Annotated in this window: 17 protein-coding genes; 8 read left to right on the top strand and 9 right to left on the bottom strand. The window is 72.2% G+C overall.

The window, feature by feature from the left end; genetic code table 11:
- Positions 1–25: 25 nt before the first annotated feature.
- The gene (locus tag BBK82_RS33930; protein WP_065918628.1) at positions 26–1,264 is read right to left on the bottom strand and encodes an MFS transporter; all 1,239 of its coding nucleotides are present in this window, start codon (positions 1,262–1,264) and stop codon (positions 26–28) included.
- A 53-nt stretch (positions 1,265–1,317) separates the two neighbouring features.
- Between BBK82_RS33930 and BBK82_RS33925 the strand changes: the two genes are divergently transcribed.
- Complete coding sequence (locus BBK82_RS33925; protein WP_065918627.1) at positions 1,318–2,052, top strand: AraC family transcriptional regulator; 735 nt, start codon at positions 1,318–1,320, stop codon at positions 2,050–2,052.
- On the opposite strand, the gene BBK82_RS33920 is transcribed toward BBK82_RS33925, so the two are convergent.
- Entirely contained in the window at positions 2,043–2,633 is a 591-nt protein-coding gene (locus BBK82_RS33920) for a TetR/AcrR family transcriptional regulator (protein WP_065918626.1), read from the bottom strand. The two genes, BBK82_RS33925 and BBK82_RS33920, sit on opposite strands and share 10 nt — an antisense overlap.
- Positions 2,634–2,727: 94 nt before the next feature.
- Between BBK82_RS33920 and BBK82_RS33915 the strand changes: the two genes are divergently transcribed.
- Genes BBK82_RS33915 through BBK82_RS33905 form a run of 3 tightly spaced genes read left to right on the top strand, consistent with a single transcriptional unit; the run spans position 2,728 to position 5,163 of the window.
- Complete coding sequence (locus BBK82_RS33915) at positions 2,728–3,519, top strand: SDR family NAD(P)-dependent oxidoreductase (protein WP_065918625.1); 792 nt, start codon at positions 2,728–2,730, stop codon at positions 3,517–3,519.
- 53 nt (positions 3,520–3,572) lie between these two features.
- Positions 3,573–4,064: a MarR family winged helix-turn-helix transcriptional regulator gene (locus BBK82_RS33910; RefSeq protein ID WP_170068011.1), complete on the top strand. Its 492-nt coding sequence runs from the start codon at positions 3,573–3,575 to the stop codon at positions 4,062–4,064.
- Between the two features lies 1 nt (position 4,065).
- Positions 4,066–5,163: an amidohydrolase family protein gene (locus BBK82_RS33905; RefSeq protein ID WP_083268323.1), complete on the top strand. Its 1,098-nt coding sequence runs from the start codon at positions 4,066–4,068 to the stop codon at positions 5,161–5,163.
- On the opposite strand, the gene BBK82_RS33900 is transcribed toward BBK82_RS33905, so the two are convergent.
- The 3 genes from BBK82_RS33900 to BBK82_RS33895 form a co-directional block, all read right to left on the bottom strand.
- Positions 5,157–5,549, bottom strand: coding sequence for a hypothetical protein (locus BBK82_RS33900; RefSeq protein ID WP_065918623.1), 393 nt, complete (start codon positions 5,547–5,549; stop codon positions 5,157–5,159). The two genes, BBK82_RS33905 and BBK82_RS33900, sit on opposite strands and share 7 nt — an antisense overlap.
- A 118-nt stretch (positions 5,550–5,667) precedes the next feature.
- Positions 5,668–5,826 (bottom strand): hypothetical protein, encoded by a 159-nt coding sequence (locus BBK82_RS50845; RefSeq protein ID WP_154697651.1) that lies wholly within the window; start codon positions 5,824–5,826, stop codon positions 5,668–5,670.
- A 179-nt stretch (positions 5,827–6,005) separates the two neighbouring features.
- On the bottom strand, positions 6,006–7,202 hold the full coding sequence (locus BBK82_RS33895; RefSeq protein WP_237047715.1) for a PucR family transcriptional regulator: 1,197 nt from the start codon (positions 7,200–7,202) through the stop codon (positions 6,006–6,008).
- Between the two features lie 107 nt (positions 7,203–7,309).
- Here BBK82_RS33895 and BBK82_RS33890 point away from each other — a divergent pair, with 107 nt between their 5' ends.
- On the top strand, positions 7,310–8,824 hold the full coding sequence (locus BBK82_RS33890) for a flavin-containing monooxygenase (protein WP_065918621.1): 1,515 nt from the start codon (positions 7,310–7,312) through the stop codon (positions 8,822–8,824).
- Here the strand turns inward: BBK82_RS33890 and BBK82_RS33885 are convergent.
- From BBK82_RS33885 to BBK82_RS33875, 3 genes are all read right to left on the bottom strand, one after another.
- On the bottom strand, positions 8,785–9,261 hold the full coding sequence (locus BBK82_RS33885) for a DUF6292 family protein (RefSeq protein ID WP_237047714.1): 477 nt from the start codon (positions 9,259–9,261) through the stop codon (positions 8,785–8,787). The genes BBK82_RS33890 and BBK82_RS33885 overlap by 40 nt on opposite strands.
- 211 nt (positions 9,262–9,472) lie before the next feature.
- Positions 9,473–9,649 carry a CsbD family protein gene (locus tag BBK82_RS33880; RefSeq protein WP_065918620.1) on the bottom strand — a complete coding sequence of 59 codons (177 nt, stop codon included), beginning with the start codon at positions 9,647–9,649 and terminating at the stop codon, positions 9,473–9,475.
- A gap of 150 nt (positions 9,650–9,799) precedes the next feature.
- Complete coding sequence (locus tag BBK82_RS33875) at positions 9,800–10,822, bottom strand: LLM class flavin-dependent oxidoreductase (RefSeq protein ID WP_065918619.1); 1,023 nt, start codon at positions 10,820–10,822, stop codon at positions 9,800–9,802.
- Positions 10,823–11,238: 416 nt separating this feature from the next.
- Between BBK82_RS33875 and BBK82_RS33870 the strand changes: the two genes are divergently transcribed.
- Complete coding sequence (locus tag BBK82_RS33870; RefSeq protein ID WP_170068010.1) at positions 11,239–12,027, top strand: MHYT domain-containing protein; 789 nt, start codon at positions 11,239–11,241, stop codon at positions 12,025–12,027.
- Here BBK82_RS33870 and BBK82_RS33865 read toward each other — a convergent pair.
- On the bottom strand, positions 11,997–12,905 hold the full coding sequence (locus tag BBK82_RS33865; protein ID WP_065918618.1) for an AraC family transcriptional regulator: 909 nt from the start codon (positions 12,903–12,905) through the stop codon (positions 11,997–11,999). The genes BBK82_RS33870 and BBK82_RS33865 overlap by 31 nt on opposite strands.
- Positions 12,906–12,986: 81 nt before the next feature.
- Here BBK82_RS33865 and BBK82_RS33860 point away from each other — a divergent pair, with 81 nt between their 5' ends.
- Both BBK82_RS33860 and BBK82_RS33855 read left to right on the top strand, forming a co-directional pair.
- Positions 12,987–13,814, top strand: a complete 828-nt coding sequence (locus tag BBK82_RS33860) for an NAD(P)H-binding protein (RefSeq protein ID WP_065918617.1) — start codon at positions 12,987–12,989, stop codon at positions 13,812–13,814.
- Between the two features lie 715 nt (positions 13,815–14,529).
- Complete coding sequence (locus tag BBK82_RS33855) at positions 14,530–14,826, top strand: DUF4326 domain-containing protein (RefSeq protein ID WP_065918616.1); 297 nt, start codon at positions 14,530–14,532, stop codon at positions 14,824–14,826.
- The last annotated feature ends 259 nt before the right edge of the window (positions 14,827–15,085 follow it).

Below are 15,085 nucleotides of genomic sequence, written 5' to 3'. Positions count from 1 at the left end.
TGCGTGAGTGGCAGCCCGGTCGTTCTCACGTGGCCGGCTGCGCCACCTCCGCCTCGCGGCGGTCGTAGTGCCAGAACGGCCGCACGCACACCGCCGCCACCACGACGACCGCGATGCACAGCAACGCGGCCCCGGACCAGGCCAGCGTGAAGGTCGTGGTCGCCGCCATCACCCCGGCCCGCAGGTCCCCCAGCCGCGGACCTCCGGTGACCACCACGGTGAACACGCCCTGCAACCGCCCCCGCAGCCGGTCCGGTACGAAGGTCTGCAGGATCGACTGCCGGAACACCGCGCTCACCAGGTCCGCTGCCCCCGCCACGACCAACAGCACGACGACCACCCACAGCTCGTGCACGAACCCGGCGGCGGCGATCGCGGCCGACCAGACCACGACGGCGACCGTCAGCGCCACGCCCTGTCTGCGCACGCGGCCGATCCAGCCGCCCAGCACGCCCGCCAGGACCGCCCCGGCGGCGATCGCCGAGTACAGCGGACCGACACCGCCGTCGAACCGGGTGGCGGCGGCCTGCGGGAACAACGCCTCCGGCGTCGCCAGCACCATGGCGGCGATGTCGACGGCGAACGACATGAGCAGGACCGGGTTCCCGCCCAGGAACCGCAGCCCTTCCACGACGGACCGCAGCCCCGGACGCCCGACCGGGTCCGCCACGCCGAACGATGGCAGGCGCAGTGCGGCGTACAGGGCGGCGGTGAACAGCACGGCGTCGGCGGCGTAGGCGTAGGCGAAGCCGCCGGGCAGTCCGATGAGGACACCGGCGATCAACGGGCCGAGCACCTGGCCGAGCGTGCCGACGGTGTAGTTCAACGCGGTGGCCGCGGGCACGAGGTCGGCGGGCACCAGCAGCGGGACGATCGCGCCGCGCACCGACGACGAAACCGCGAAACTGCCGGCCTGCACGGCGACCAAGCCGAGGATCAACGCCGGTGATCGGACGTCGGCGAGGCTCTGGGCGAGCAGGCCGAGCGTCGCGGCCCACGACACCGAGCAGGACGCCAGGTAGAGCCTGCGCCGGTCGACCGCGTCCGCGACCGCGCCGCCGTAGAGGCCGAACACCACGACCGGCAGCAGTCCGACGAGCCCGCTCAGGCCGACGACGAACGACGAGCGGGTCAGGTCGTAGAGCTGCACCGGCACGGCGACCGCGGTGATCATCAGGCCGACCACCGCGGTGCCCTGACCGGCGAAGGTCCTGCGGAACGCCGGGATCGCGAGCGGCCGGGTGTCGGCGAAGAACCGTCTCATGCCCTCACGGTGATCGAATCGAGGCCGGAGGACTTCCGATAAACTGACGACCTGTGTCGGAAAGCCGCCATCACCACCTGCCCGGCGAGGTGATCGCGCGGCACCGGCACGACGGTGAGCACCAGCTCCTCTACGTCAGCAGCGGCGTCCTCGCGGTCAGCACCGAGTACGGGACGTGGGTCGCGGGTGCGCAGCGGGCGATCTGGACGCCCGCGGTGTGCTGGCACGAGCACCGCGTGCACGGCCACGTCCAGGTGCACCTGCTGCGGTTCCCGGCGCAGGAGTCGCTCTTCCCCGGCGACCGCCCGACCGTGATCGCCGTGTCCCCGTTGCTGCGCGAGCTCCTGATGGCCTGCACCGAACCGGGTCTCCCGCCCGCGGAGGCCCGGCGGTTGCGCGCGGTGGTCCGCGACCGGGTGCGGCGCGCGGACCTCGCGCCGCTCACCCTGCCGGCCGCCCGCGACGCCCGGCTCGCCCACGCCTGCCGCCTGGTCACCGACGACCTGGCCCGGCCGCGCACCATCCCGTGGCTCGCCCGCCAGGTGGGCACGAGCGACCGGCAGCTCACCCGGCTGTTCCGCGCCGAGTTCGCGTGCACGTATCCCCAGTGGCGCACCAACGTCCGCGTGTTCCACGCGATGCTCGAGCTCAGCGCGGGCACGTCGGTGACGACCACGGCGCACCGCTGCGGGTGGGCGACGGCGAGTGCGTTCGTCGACGCGTTCGCCCGCACGACGGGGCAGACGCCCGGTGCCTACCAGGCGGGAGAGCGCGCGGGTCAGGCCTGAGGGGTGCCTCCCAGCGCACCCACCACGGCCCGCACGACCAGCAGCGGCCGGGATCCCCCGGCCGCGACGAGGTCCTCGGCGTCCTCGGGCAGCTGGTGCACCTCGTGTGCCATGGCCAGGTAGACCCGCCGGCACCACTCCGCGCCGGTGGCGGTGATGTCCCCCGCCTCCCGCAGCCGGGCGAAGACCTGCTCCAGCCCGTCCTCGACCGCGGGGCTCAGTCCGGCCCGGCACTCGTCGCGGCCGCTCATGAGCTCCATGGCGAACCGGTTGCTGACCTTGAGCTCGAACAGGATCTCGGTGAGCCGCAGGAAGACCACGAGCGGTGGCGCGGTGTCCATCCTGGACTGTTCGAGCGCGCTGAGGTAGCGCCGGTCGAGCTGGTCGGTCAACGCGTCCAGCAGCGCCTGACGGGAGGCGAAGCGGCGGTGCACGGTGGCGCGGGTCAGTCCGGCCGCCTCGCCGATGCGTTCCAGCGACGCCGCCGGTTCGACGGCCAGCACCTCCTCGGCGGCGGCCAGGATCCGCGCGGTGTTCTGCTCCGCGTCCGCCCGCAGTCGTCGTGTTCCCGTGCCTGCCATGCCTAAACGATACTGCACTGTCACACTTGTTGCGTTAACTGTGACAGATGTGTATCACTTAAAGCGAAGGACCACCCCTGAGAGGAACCTCGTCATGGACCTGCAGCTCGAAGGCAAGCGCGTGCTCGTCACCGGCGCGAGCAAGGGCATCGGACTCGCCGTCGTCAAGGCGTTCATCGCCGAAGGGGCGTCCGTCGTCGCGACCGCGCGCCGCAGCACCCCCGAACTCGCCGTGACGGACGCCGTGTTCGTCCCGGCCGACTTGTCCACGGTGGACGGTCCGGCGCGACTGGTGGAGACCGTGCTCGGGCAGGACGACCGGCTCGACGTCCTGGTCAACAACGCCGGAGGCGGCGACGAACGTCCGGAAGGGATGTTCGAGGACCCGTTCAGCGGCGACGACGACACGTGGGCGTCCGTGTTCGCGTTGAACCTCAACGCGGCTGTGCGCACCACACGGGCAGCGTTGCCGGCGCTCACGAAAGCACGCGGCTCGGTGGTGAACATCAGCTCCAGCAGCGCCCGCGACCCGCACACCGCACCACTGCCCTACGCCGCCGCCAAGGCCGCGCTCAACGCGTTCACGCGCGGTCTCGCCGAGGCGACGGGCCGGGCGGGCGTGCGGATCAACGCGGTCACCCCCGGCGCGACGCGCACCGACCTGCTGGTGGGCCCCGACGGCCTGGCGGCGAGCATCGCGGCGAACCTCGGCGTGGACCACTCCGCGCTGCTGGCGGGCCTGCCGGAGCAGTTCGGCCTGCTCACCGGCGACCTGATCGACCCGAGCGAGATCGCCCGCGCGGTCGTGCTGCTGGCGTCCCCGGCGATGCCGAGCGCGATCGGGTCGAACTGGACCGTGCACGCCGGCCAGATGAAGACCGCCTAGCCACCAAATCTACCTTTGTGAAAAGCTATGCACAAAGGCAGATGGAGGCGCGGGTGCGGGACGACCTGGTGGGCGGGGTGGTGGCGTGGTGGGAACGCCACGCACCCGAGCTGCCGACGCAGACGATCGAGTTCACGAAACGCGTGGCGCGGATGCACGCGCTCACCGACCGGGTCACGGTCGCGGTGCTGGCGAGGTCCGGCCTGAGCCGGGCCGAGTACGACGTCCTCGGCACGCTCCTGACAGCGGGCGAACCGCACCTCAAGCCGTCGGAGCTGTCGTCGAGGCTGCTGCTCACCACCGGCGGGCTGAGCAACGTGCTGCGCTCGCTGGAACGCCGTGGTCTCACCGCGCAGACCTCGGACGCGACGGACGGGCGCAGCAGGCGGGTCGCGCTGACGCCGGAGGGTGGGGCGACGGCTGAGCGGGTGGTCCGCGAGGTCGTCGCCGCCCAGCACGAGCTGGTGGGCCGCGCGGAGCTCACCGCCGCCGTGGAGGCGCTCCGGTCCGTGCTCGGCACGATCGACCCGTCGGCGGAGGCGTGACATGACCCGGTTCACCATCACCAACGTGCACCCGTTCACCGCAGCGCACACCTTCGGCCCTCTCTCGTCCGTGGGTGTCGAGAACGGAATGATCACCGAAGGCACCGGCGGCGAGGAGGTCGACGGGCGGGGCGGCTACCTGCTGCCCGGCCTGATCGACACCCACGTCCACATCGGTCACGCCGACGAGCTCGCCGCCGGGCTGCGCTGGGGCGTCACGACCATGCTCGACATGGGCGCGAAGCACTGGGATGATGTGCGTGCGTTGCGGGACAACGAGTCCGACGACCGCGCCGACGTCCGCGGGGTGTCGTACCCGGCGTGCGCGGTGCGCGGCACGGCCGTGCGCAAGATGGGTTTCCCGGCGTCCACGGCGGTGCGCGGCCCCGCCGACGCCGCCCGCTGGGTCGCCGAACGACTGCTGCAGGACCCCGACCACATCAAGGTCGTCGTCGAGGAGAAGCTCTTCCCCTGGCAGCCCAGACCGTTGAGCACGGAGACCGTGGCCGCCATCGTGGCCGAGGCCCACCGCGCCGGCAAGAAGGTGGTCGTCCACGCCGCCTCACCGCGCGCCTACACCACCGCGCTCGACGCGGGCGCCGACGTCATCACCCACACCCCGATCAGCGCCGCACTGCCCGCCGACCTGGCCGCCCGCATCGCCGCCGCCGGCACCGCCGTCTCGCCCACGCTGGTCATGATGCGCACGATCCTGGAGGGCCTCCGGTTCACGCCGAGGTCGCTCCACTTCGGCCAGTCGACCGCCTCGACCGCGGCGCTGCACTCCGCCGGTGTGCCGATCGTGCTCGGCACGGACGCGAACGCCGCCCACTCCTCCCCCGCCCGGGTCCCGCACGGCCGCGCCGTGCACGAGGAGCTCGCCCTGCTGGTGGAGTGCGGGATGAGCCCGGCCGACGCGCTCGCCGCCGCGACGTCCCGTGCGGCGGCGGTGTTCGGGCTCGACGACCGCGGTGTCATCGCACCGGGCAAGCGGGCGGACCTGCTGCTCGTCGCCCGCGACCCGAGCCGGGACATCACGGCCTCCCGCGACATCACCGGCGTGTGGAAACGCGGTGTGCGGGTCGACCCGGGTCAGTAGTGGTCGCCGCTCGTCAGCTCCCGCTCGAACGCGTCCGCCCCGGCCACCAGGAGCGTCAGCGGGCGTTCGAACTCCTCCCGCACGCTCAGGTCCTCCAGCGGCACCGTGTGCTTGAGCAGCGCCAGCCCGTCGACCACGGCCGCTCCGCCGATCGTCGACGCACCGGCCAGTTCGAGCAGGCGGCGCAGGTCGATCTCCTCGGCGCGGCCGACCGCCGAGGAGATGTCGAGCCACGCCACGCCGTCCACGTCCGGCAGGTGGTGCACCGAGACCTGCTGGGTGCGGCCGTCACCGGTGTCGAGGCGGAAGCGCAGCCAGTCGTCGCGTTCCTCCAGCACCTCGTGCCGCAGCCGGACGTAGTTGACGACATCGATCCACGAGGTCATGTCCCGCCCCTGCTCCTCACACACCACACTCGCCGTTCTGCCGATCAACACCGTAATGCCCGCAGGTCACGCACGCGGCCAATACGCGCCGATCGGCGTCGGCGGCTTCGGGAGGAGTTCAGCCGGCGTTCACGGCGGCCGCGGCGGGCTCGCGGAACAGTTCGGTGTAGGTGCCCTGGGCGGGCACCGGGCCCGCGCCGGCCTGGTGCACGTCCGGGTGGCTGAACAGCGCCTCGACCGGACGGGCGGCAACGGGTGCGTCGATCTTCTGGTTCATCTGTGGCGACTCTTTCCGCGTTCGGTACGTGCTCACGGCGAACCGTGGTGGTGCCTGTACTTTCCCTTGGCGGCACTGCCGGAAACCACTTCGAGATCACGAATTCCGTCCATAGTGGATGGATGTTTTCCCGGCGGCCGTCGCGGTGGCCGTCGCGGTGGCGCGGGACCCAGAGCCGTTCAGCCGCGCCACCTCAACAGTTCCAGCGCGGCCGCCACTCCGGCCACGTTCTCCGCCAACGGCCGCGGCAACAGCTCGTCCGCCCGTGCCAGCCGCCTGATCACCGTGTTCCGGTGCGTGTAAAGGCGTTCGGCCGTGCGGGAGGTGTTGCACTGCTCGGCCACGTAGGTGTGCAGGGTGTCGAGCACGTCCTGGTCGGCGGCGCGCAGGTCGCCGAGCGTGTCCGCCACGAACTCGTCGGCCTGGGCCGGGTCCGCGCTGAGCAGCACGACGAGGTGCACGTCCTGGTAGCGCGCGACCTGGCGCGGTGAGGTCAGCCTGGTCAGCATCCGCTGGGTCGCCACGGCGTCGAGGTGGCTGCGGCGGAACCCCTCCAGGTCGCGGCCCGCGCGGCCGACCGCGACCCGCACGCCGGGGTGCTCGTGCAGCGCGGTCTCCAGGTCGCGGGGCACGCCGGCCACCGGCAGCCACACCCACAGCACCGACGCGCCGGGGATGACGGTCAGGCGGCGGGCGGCGCCGGTGATCTTCGTGAGCGTCTCGGCGGCGCCTTCCAGCGCGGCGCCGGTGGTGGACCAGACGATCGCGGCGGTGTGGGCGCCGGTCAGGCCGTAGCCCAGGCGCTCCTCGGCGTGGCGGCGGTGGATCGGGGCGCCCTCCAGCAGCAGGCCGACCACGGCGCGGCGGTCGGCGTGGCTGCCCTGGTCGAGCTCCTGGCGTTCGGCCTCGATGCGCGCGGTCAGCCCGGCGATGGTGTCGTCGAGGAACGTGGAGATGGACAGCGACGAGAAGTCCAGCAGCTCGCGCAGCTGCGCCGGGTCGGAGGTCAGGTCGAAGCAGATCTCCATCCACCGCCGCCACGCCGCGCTCTGGCCGGTGCGGTAGGAGTCGAGCACGCGTTCGTCAAGGCCGCGGCGGGCCAGGTCGCGGGCGAGCTCCAGGGTCTGAGGGCCGACGTTCGGCGCCACCCGGTGGCCGGGGTCCTGCACGTTGGCCGCCGCCCAGTGGACCAGGTTCGACACGGTGTTGTGGCGCAACGCCTCGGACAGCACCGGGTCCTCGGCCAGCACGCGCATCCGGTCGCCCGCGAACACCGCCGCGTGCAGGTCGTGCAGCCAGTTCGGCCGCGGGTTCAGCGCCACCTCGGCGCCCCGGCGCAGGAGATCGCGCACCGCAGGCGTGGGAAGCGGCCACATGGTGAACATTCTGCACCACCGGACCGGGTGAAGAGTGGCAGATTGTGCCTGTGCGGGACAGCTGGGACTCGGCAAGGTGGACCTCAGCCGACCGAGGGAGCAGCCCCATGACCGCAGAGCACCTCGACGTCCTGATCGTCGGAGCCGGCATCTCCGGCATCGGCGCCGCCCGCTACCTGCGCGTCCGGCACCCGAAGAAGACGTTCGCGGTCCTCGAGGCCCGCGGCGCGACGGGTGGCACGTGGGACCTCTTCCGCTACCCCGGCATCCGGTCGGACTCGGACCTGCACACGTTCGGCTACGAGTTCAAGCCGTGGCGGGAGGAGGAGTCGATCGCGAGCGCCGACCGGATCCTGTCCTACCTGCGCGGCACCGTCACCGAGAACGGCCTGGAGCGGCACATCCGGTTCCACCACCGGGTCGTGCGCGCCAACTGGTCGTCCGCCGACGGGCACTGGCAGGTCGAGGTGGACCGGGGCGACGAGACCGTCACGATCACGGCGAACTGGATCTTCTGCGCCTCCGGGTACTACCGCTACGACGAGGGCTACACGCCGCACTTCGAGGGCCGCGACGACTTCGCCGGCGAGGTCCTGCACCCGCAGCACTGGCCGGAGGACTTCGACGCGACCGGCAAGCGGGTGGTCGTGATCGGCAGCGGCGCCACGGCCGTGACGCTGGTGCCCGCGCTGGCGAAGTCCGCCGCCCACGTGACGATGCTGCAGCGCACCCCGACGTACGTGCTGCCGTTGCCGAGCAAGGACGGCCTGGCGAACCTGCTCAGGAAGCTCCTGCCGGAAGAACGCGCGTATGCGTTGACCCGCCGCAAGAACATCGGCCAGCAACGGCTGATCTGGCGGTTCTGCCGCCGTTTCCCGCAGGCCGCCCGCAAGCTCATCCGCTGGGCGAACCGGAAGGCGCTGCCGGAGGGCTTTCCGGTCGACGAGCACTTCAACCCGCCCTACAACCCGTGGGACCAGCGCATGTGCGTCGTCCCGGACGGTGACCTGTTCCGGTCGATCCGCGCCGGCAAGGCGTCCGTGGTGACGTCGCGGATCACCCGGTTCACCCCCGAGGGCGTCGAGACGACGGCGGGCGAGGTGGTGCCCGCCGACGTCATCGTCACCGCCACCGGTCTCAACCTCCAGGTCGCCGGCGCGATCGCGTTGGCGGTCGACGGCCGCCCGGTGTCCATCCCGGACACGGTGGTTTACCGGGGCATGATGCTCAGCGGGGTGCCGAACTTCGCGCTCGCGATCGGTTACACGAACTCGTCGTGGACGCTGAAGATCGGCCTGCTCTGCGAGTACTTCTGCCGACTGCTCGCGCACATGGACGCCACCGGCACCGACACCGCGTGGGCCGTGGCCGACCCGGACATGCCCACCCGGCCGTTGCTCGACTTCGGCGCGGGCTACGTCCAGCGGTCGCTGGCGGACCTGCCGAAGCAGGGGCCGGCGGTGCCGTGGCTGATGTCGATGTCGTACGCCGAGGACCTGGGACTGCTGCGGACGGGCGAGGTCGCCGACGAGCACCTGCACTTCACGTCGTCGCGCAGCGCCACGGCCGAGCGAGGTGCTCTTCAGTCTGAACGGCCGTCGGCTCCCGCCGCGGGCGCGTAGCGGTCCATGCACTCGGCGAGGTCGGACCATCCCATGGGCCGCGCGGTCACCGCGGGGACCGGCTGGACGTCGAGGCGGGTCGTGGCGTCCGCGACGAGACGGGCCACCGCCTCCGGGGGCTGCACGACGTCACCGGTCAGCTGGGCCAGCACGATCAACGGCTCGCCGGGGCGGGTCTCGATCGACACCGCCCAGCCGTGCGTCGCGCTCCAGACGAGCATGACGTCCCGGCCGGGGTGGGCCGCCGCGCGGCAGCCGAGCGCGAGGTAGGCCGTGGCCGTGTCGGTGACCTCACAGCTGACGCCGTGGTGCGGCACGCCGAGCGCCTCGGCGACCGTCCGCACGTACCGCTCGAGGGCCTCGGCCAGCAGGTGGGTGCCCTCGGAGGTGGTGGGCCGGGACGGTGTTCGGTCAGCGGGGTGCTTGGTCTGCGTCATGCGGACTCCGTCTTCCTCAGGTCGCTGCCGGACCACGGTCGACGTGCGGTGCGGACCGCGGAGGTGACGAAGCGAGTGGGCGAGCCGATCAACGGCCCTGTACCTGCACTGTAGCGCACCGGCTCACCGGCAGCATGATCAGTTCACAGTGGACGGAAAGCCCGCCGGGCGCGCACCCGGTGTGGGTGCGCGCCCGGCGACGGAGAGCGGGTCAGTCCTTCTTGAAGGCGTCCTTGACCTTCTCCGCCGACTCCTTGAGGTTGCCCTTGGCCTGGTCGACCTTGCCCTCGGTCTCGAGCCCCTGGTCGTCGGTCGCGTCGCCGACGCCTTCCTTGACCTTGCCCTTGAGCTCGTCGGCCTTGGCGTCGATCTTGTCGTCGGTGCCCATGTCGTCCTTCCGTCACCGGCACCTGGCTCTCAGGTGCGACGTTCGCCTCCGGGGTGCCCGCAACGGCGCGCCTCAACCGTCGAACGTGAAGGATTTCCGCCGATCTGCGGGCGGCCGTTCGCGGGACCCGGCCGGTGCCGCCGGGGACCGTCAGCGCCAGCCCAGCGCCGGCGCCACGTGCCGCAGGATGTTCTCCACGACGTGCGCGCTGTAGTCCGCGCCCAGCTGGTTCGGCACGGTCAGCAGCAACGTGTCCGCCTCGGCGATCGCCTCGTCGCCGGCCAGCTGCTCGACGAGCACGTCGGGCTCGGCGGCGTAGGAGCGGCCGAAGATCGCGCGGTTCGGGCCGTCGATGAAGCCGACCTGGTCGGAGCTCTGACCGTCGTCGCCGAAGTAGGCGTGGTCGAGGTCCGTGGTGAGCGCGAAGATGCTGCGCGACACCGAGACCCGCGGTTCGCGGTCCCAGCCGGCCTCGGTCCAGGCCTTGCGGAAGGCGCGGATCTGGTCGGCCTGCTGGACGTGGAACGGCGCGCCGCCCTCGTCGAACTTCAGCGTCGAGCTCATCAGATTCATGCCCTGCTCGGCCGCCCAGACCGCGGTGCCGTTGGAGCCGGCGCCCCACCAGATGCGGTCGCGCAGGCCCGGCGAGTGCGGTTCGAGGCGGAGCAGGCCCGGCGGGTTGGGGAACATCGGGCGCGGGTTCGGGCGCGCGAACCCCTCGCCCTCCAGCAGCCTGAGGAACACCTCGGCGTGCTTGCGGGCCATGTCGGCCTCGGTCTCACCCTCGGCCGGCTGGTAGCCGAAGTAGCGCCAGCCGTCGACGACCTGCTCGGGCGATCCCCTGGAGATGCCGAGCTGCAGCCTGCCGCCGGCGATCAGGTCGGCGGCGCCCGCGTCCTCGACCATGTACATCGGGTTCTCGTAGCGCATGTCGATCACGCCGGTGCCGATCTCGATGCGTTCCGTCTTGGCGCCGATCGCCGCGAGCAGCGGGAACGGCGACGCGAGCTGCCGGGCGAAGTGGTGCACGCGGAAGTAGGCGCCGTCCGCGCCCAGCTCCTCGGCGGCCACGGCCAGGTCGATCGACTGCAGCAGCGTGTCCGACGCGGACCTGGTCTGCGAGTGCGGGCTGTCCGACCAGTGCCCGAACGACAGAAAACCGATCTTCTTCATAACCGTGGGAACACTTCCATCCGTTGGTGGCTTGCCTCGGTGAACGCCGGCCCGGCCACGATCATTCCGGAGAGGTCCGTTCGAACGAATCTCCGGCCAGGCACGCACCGCGACACCCACCCGCAGTGGACTTCTCGGCTCGAATACACCCGGTCACTGCGACGAACGAGTGACGCACACCATCAACCGACCCTCCCACGCGAAGGCCCAGCCGCGGCAAGCGATCCGACCACCCCACCCACCTCCACGGGCTCTCACGCTGCGTGATCACCGGAACACCCTGCGCGGCAACGGGTTCCGTGGTCACGCTGTCCGTGACCGCCCGGTGGCCCTCTGTCCCCATAGGACATTTGTTCGCCAAAACGCCGCCCTGATCGGCCTTGCACTCATAGATGAAGAATGTTTGCATCTCGCGCATGGACATGGGGAGCTCCACACTGGTCACCGCGTACCTCGTCGCTTGCGTCGGTTCCGCACTCGGGCTCCTGTCCGCCGAGCGCGCCCGGAACGCGACCGGCGCGTCGCGCAACTGGTGGCTGGCGGTCGCCGCGGTGTCCATCGGCGGGCTCGGGATCTGGGGCATGCACTTCACCGCGATGCTCGGCACCTGGATGGGGACCAAGGTGGCCTACGACATCCCGATCACGTTGCTGAGCATGGTGGTCGCCATCGTCGTCGTGGGCATCGGCCTGCTCGTCGTGCGGCGCGGTGACGACCGGAGGTTCTGGCCGTTCCTGGTCGGCGGCGTGATCACCGGCCTCGGCGTCGCCGGCATGCACTACACGGGCATGGCGGGCATCGTGATCAACGCCGACGTCACCTACCACGCGGGCCTGGTGGTCCTCTCCATCGCGATCGCCGTCGGCGCCGCGACCGCCGCCCTGTGGGCCACCGCGAACGTCCGCGGCTGGCTCGCCGTGGCCGGCGCGTCGCTGGTGATGGGCGTCGCGGTGACCGGCATGCACTACACCGGCATGCACGCCATGCACATCGTGCTGAACCCGGCCGCCGGGATCGTGGTGGACAACTCGCAGGATCTCATCACCACGCTGATCATCGGCGGGGCCGGCGTCAGCGTCGTCATCATCTTCCTGCTGGCGCTGACGTCCTCCGGGGACGAGAGCGGCGAGGACGCGGAGCTGCTGGACCGGGTGATGCGGCGCAACGAGACGCGTCAGGTGGGACGCAGGGGCCCGTTGACCTGACCCCGGTAGTCGCTCGGCCGCGCGCCGAGCAGCCGCTTGAACGCCGCGCTCAACGCGAAAGCCGTGGAGTAGCCCACTTTTCGCGCGATCGCCCCGACCGTGTCCCCGCCCGACCGCAGCAGATCAACCGCCACCGCGACCCGCCACCGGGCGAGGTACGCCATCGGCGGCTCCCCGACCGACGCCGTGAACCGGCGGGCGAACGCCGCCCGCGACACGCCCAGCTCCGCCGCCAGCGACGCGACGGTCCACGGGTGCGCCGGATCCGCGTGCAGCAACCGCAGCGCATCGCCCACCACGGGTTCGTCCAGCGCGCGGCACCACGCGGGCACGTCGGCCGCCGGGTCCGCGAGCCAGGCACGCAGCGCCGAGACCAGCATCAGGTCCAGCAGCCGGTCGAGCACCAGCTGGTGACCCTCGCGCTGCCCGGCGACCTCCTCGGCCAGCACCTCGGCCAACGACGTCACCGCCGGCACGACCAGCACCGGCGGCAGCGACTGGAGCAGGCGTTCGCTCAGCGAGCCGCGGCGTTCGAAGGCGCCGCTGAGCAGCACGGTCGCGCCGGCCTCCGGCGTCCCGCAGGTGTGCGCCGCGGGTCCGGCCGGGCAGTAGTCGGCCGCGGTGACGACCCTGGTCGGCGCACTGGCCGGGTCGTCGGCGACGGTGTGGTGCTCGCGGACGAGAGCGACGAAGCCCGGTTCGAGCAGGACCGGCGAGCCGTCGTCGGGAACGATCCAGGCGTGGCCGCGCAGCATCGTGGCGAGCGTCAGCGGAGCACCGCCGGCCATCCGCAGCGCCCAGGGCGGGTGCAGGACCGCCTGGCGGAACACCGCGCCGCGCGCACGTACGTCGGCCAGCAGCCCCGAGACGATGTCCACCCGCCGCAGCGTAGACGCTCGAACATCAACCTGAGGGTCCAAGCCATGGATCGTCTCAACGAAGTCGGGTTGGCTGGCGCCATGGTTGATCAAGTTCTTGTCACCGGAGCGACGGGCAAGTCCGGCAAGCGGGTCGTGCGGCAGCTGCGCGAGCGGGGCCACCGGGTGCGGGCGGCGGCGCGCAGTGGTGAGCAGGTGTTCGACTGGCTCGACCGGAGCACCTGGGAGGCCGCGCTCGCCGGGGTGCGGGCGGTGTACGTGGTGCAGGTGGACGGCACGAAGCTGGTGCGGCCGTTCGTGGAGCTGGCGGCGGACCTCGGGGTGCGGCGGGTGGTGCTGGCCTCGGGCCGGGGCATCGACGACCCGGACTACGCAACGGACAGCGGCGGCGTGCTGGACGGCCTCGTCGACAGCGAGAACGCCGTGCGGGAGAGCGGTCTGGAGTGGACGATCACCCGCCCCGGCTGGTTCGCGCAGAACTTCAGCGAGGGGTTCTTCGCCGACGCGGTCAGCACCGGCGAGCTGCGATTGCCCGCGGGCGACGGCGCCGCGAGCTTCGTCGACGCCGAGGACATCGCCGCCGTGGTCACGGCAGCACTCACCGAGGACGGCCACGACCGGCAGGTCTACGAGCTGTCCGGACCGGCGGCCGTCACGGTCGAGGAGGCGGTGGCCACGATCTCCGAGCACGCCCGGCGGAACGTCCGCTACGTGCCGCTGTCCCCGTCCGAGTACGTGGCCGAGCTCGTGTCGCAGGGCGTCACCCCACAGGACGCCCAGGCGTTCGCGGACGTGGTCGAGCCGCTGCGCAACGGCACGGACGCCTACCTCTCCGACGGCGTCCAACGGGCGCTCAACCGGCCGCCGCGCACCTTCGCGGAGTTCGCGGCGGCGACCGTCTGGGCGTGAGTCGCATCGAGTGGGCCAGTGCCGCGGCGGATTTTGCGGCACCACCGGTCTCCGCCCAGGCGGTACGTCACGGCAGCCGGTTGGGTTGTGGCGGCAGGCGCGGCCACCTGACAGGTCAGGGCTGCGGGGTCGGTTGACGGACGGGTCGCGAGTGTGGTCACGGGTTACCTGAGCAGGTTGCGACTGTGGACTCGGCTGCCTGGGACCTGTCGCGGCGGCGGGATCGGCCACCCCGACGGGTCCCGGGCAGCAGGTCCGCCGCCCGACAGGTCCCGGCGGCGGGATCGGCCACCCCGACGGGTCCCAGGCAGCAGGTCCGCCCGACACGTCCCGGCGGCGGGTTCGGCCACCCGAGAAGCCGCGGCGGTGGGACGGCTGATGGGCAGGTCCGGCGACGGAATCGGCCGCTCGAAGGGTCGCGGTGGCGGGTCGGCTGCCCGACACGTCAGGGCCCGCGTTCGGCTGCCGGCGGGTTCGGCTGCCGGGCGGGTTCGGCTGCCGGGCGGGTTCGGCCGCCGGGCGGGTTCGGCCGCCGGGCGGGTTCGGCCGCCGGGCGGGTTCGGCCGCCGGCGGGTTCGGCCGCCAGGCGGGTTCGGCCGCCAGGCGGGTTCGGCCGCCAGGCGGGTTCGGCCGCCAGGCGGTTCGGCCGCCAGGCGGGTTCGGCCGCCAGGCGGGTTCGGCCGCCAGGCGGGTCGCGGTGTCCGATGATGGTCCGATGACCGTGGTCAACCTCAAGGGACACCGCGACGACCCCGCCTACGCCGACGTCGTGTACGTCGGCCGGGCCATGCACCGCGGCGGGTGGCACCTCGACGCCTCCCCGTTCGCGAACCCGTTCCGGCCGGGCGAGGACGGCACGCGCGAGGAGGTCATGGCGAAGTACCGCGCGTGGCTGCTCGACCGCCCCGACCTGCTCGCCCGGCTGCCGGAACTGCGCGGGCGGAGGCTGGGATGCTGGTGCGCGCCGGAACCGTGCCACGCGGAGGTGCTGGCCGAGCTCGCGAACGCCTGACCAGCACGCCCACGCCACACCGCCGGGCGGCCGGGTGCCCCTCGCCGCCGGGGCAGCCGGTGCCCTTCGCTCACCGCCGGACGGCCGAGGTGCCCCTTCTTCGCCGCCGGGGCAGCCGGTGCCCTTCGCTCACCAACGGACGGCCGAGGTGCCCCTTCTTCGCCGCCGGGACAGCCGGTGCCTTCCGCTCGCGCCGGACGGCCGGGGTGCCCTTGTTCGTCGCCGGAGCGCCGGGATGCCCCTCATTCGCCGCCGCACA

This window comes from Lentzea guizhouensis, assembly GCF_001701025.1.
Lineage (GTDB): Bacteria > Actinomycetota > Actinomycetes > Mycobacteriales > Pseudonocardiaceae > Lentzea > Lentzea guizhouensis.
The sequence above is the reverse complement of the archived record's forward strand: the minus strand, read 5'-3'. Positions and strand labels throughout refer to the sequence as shown.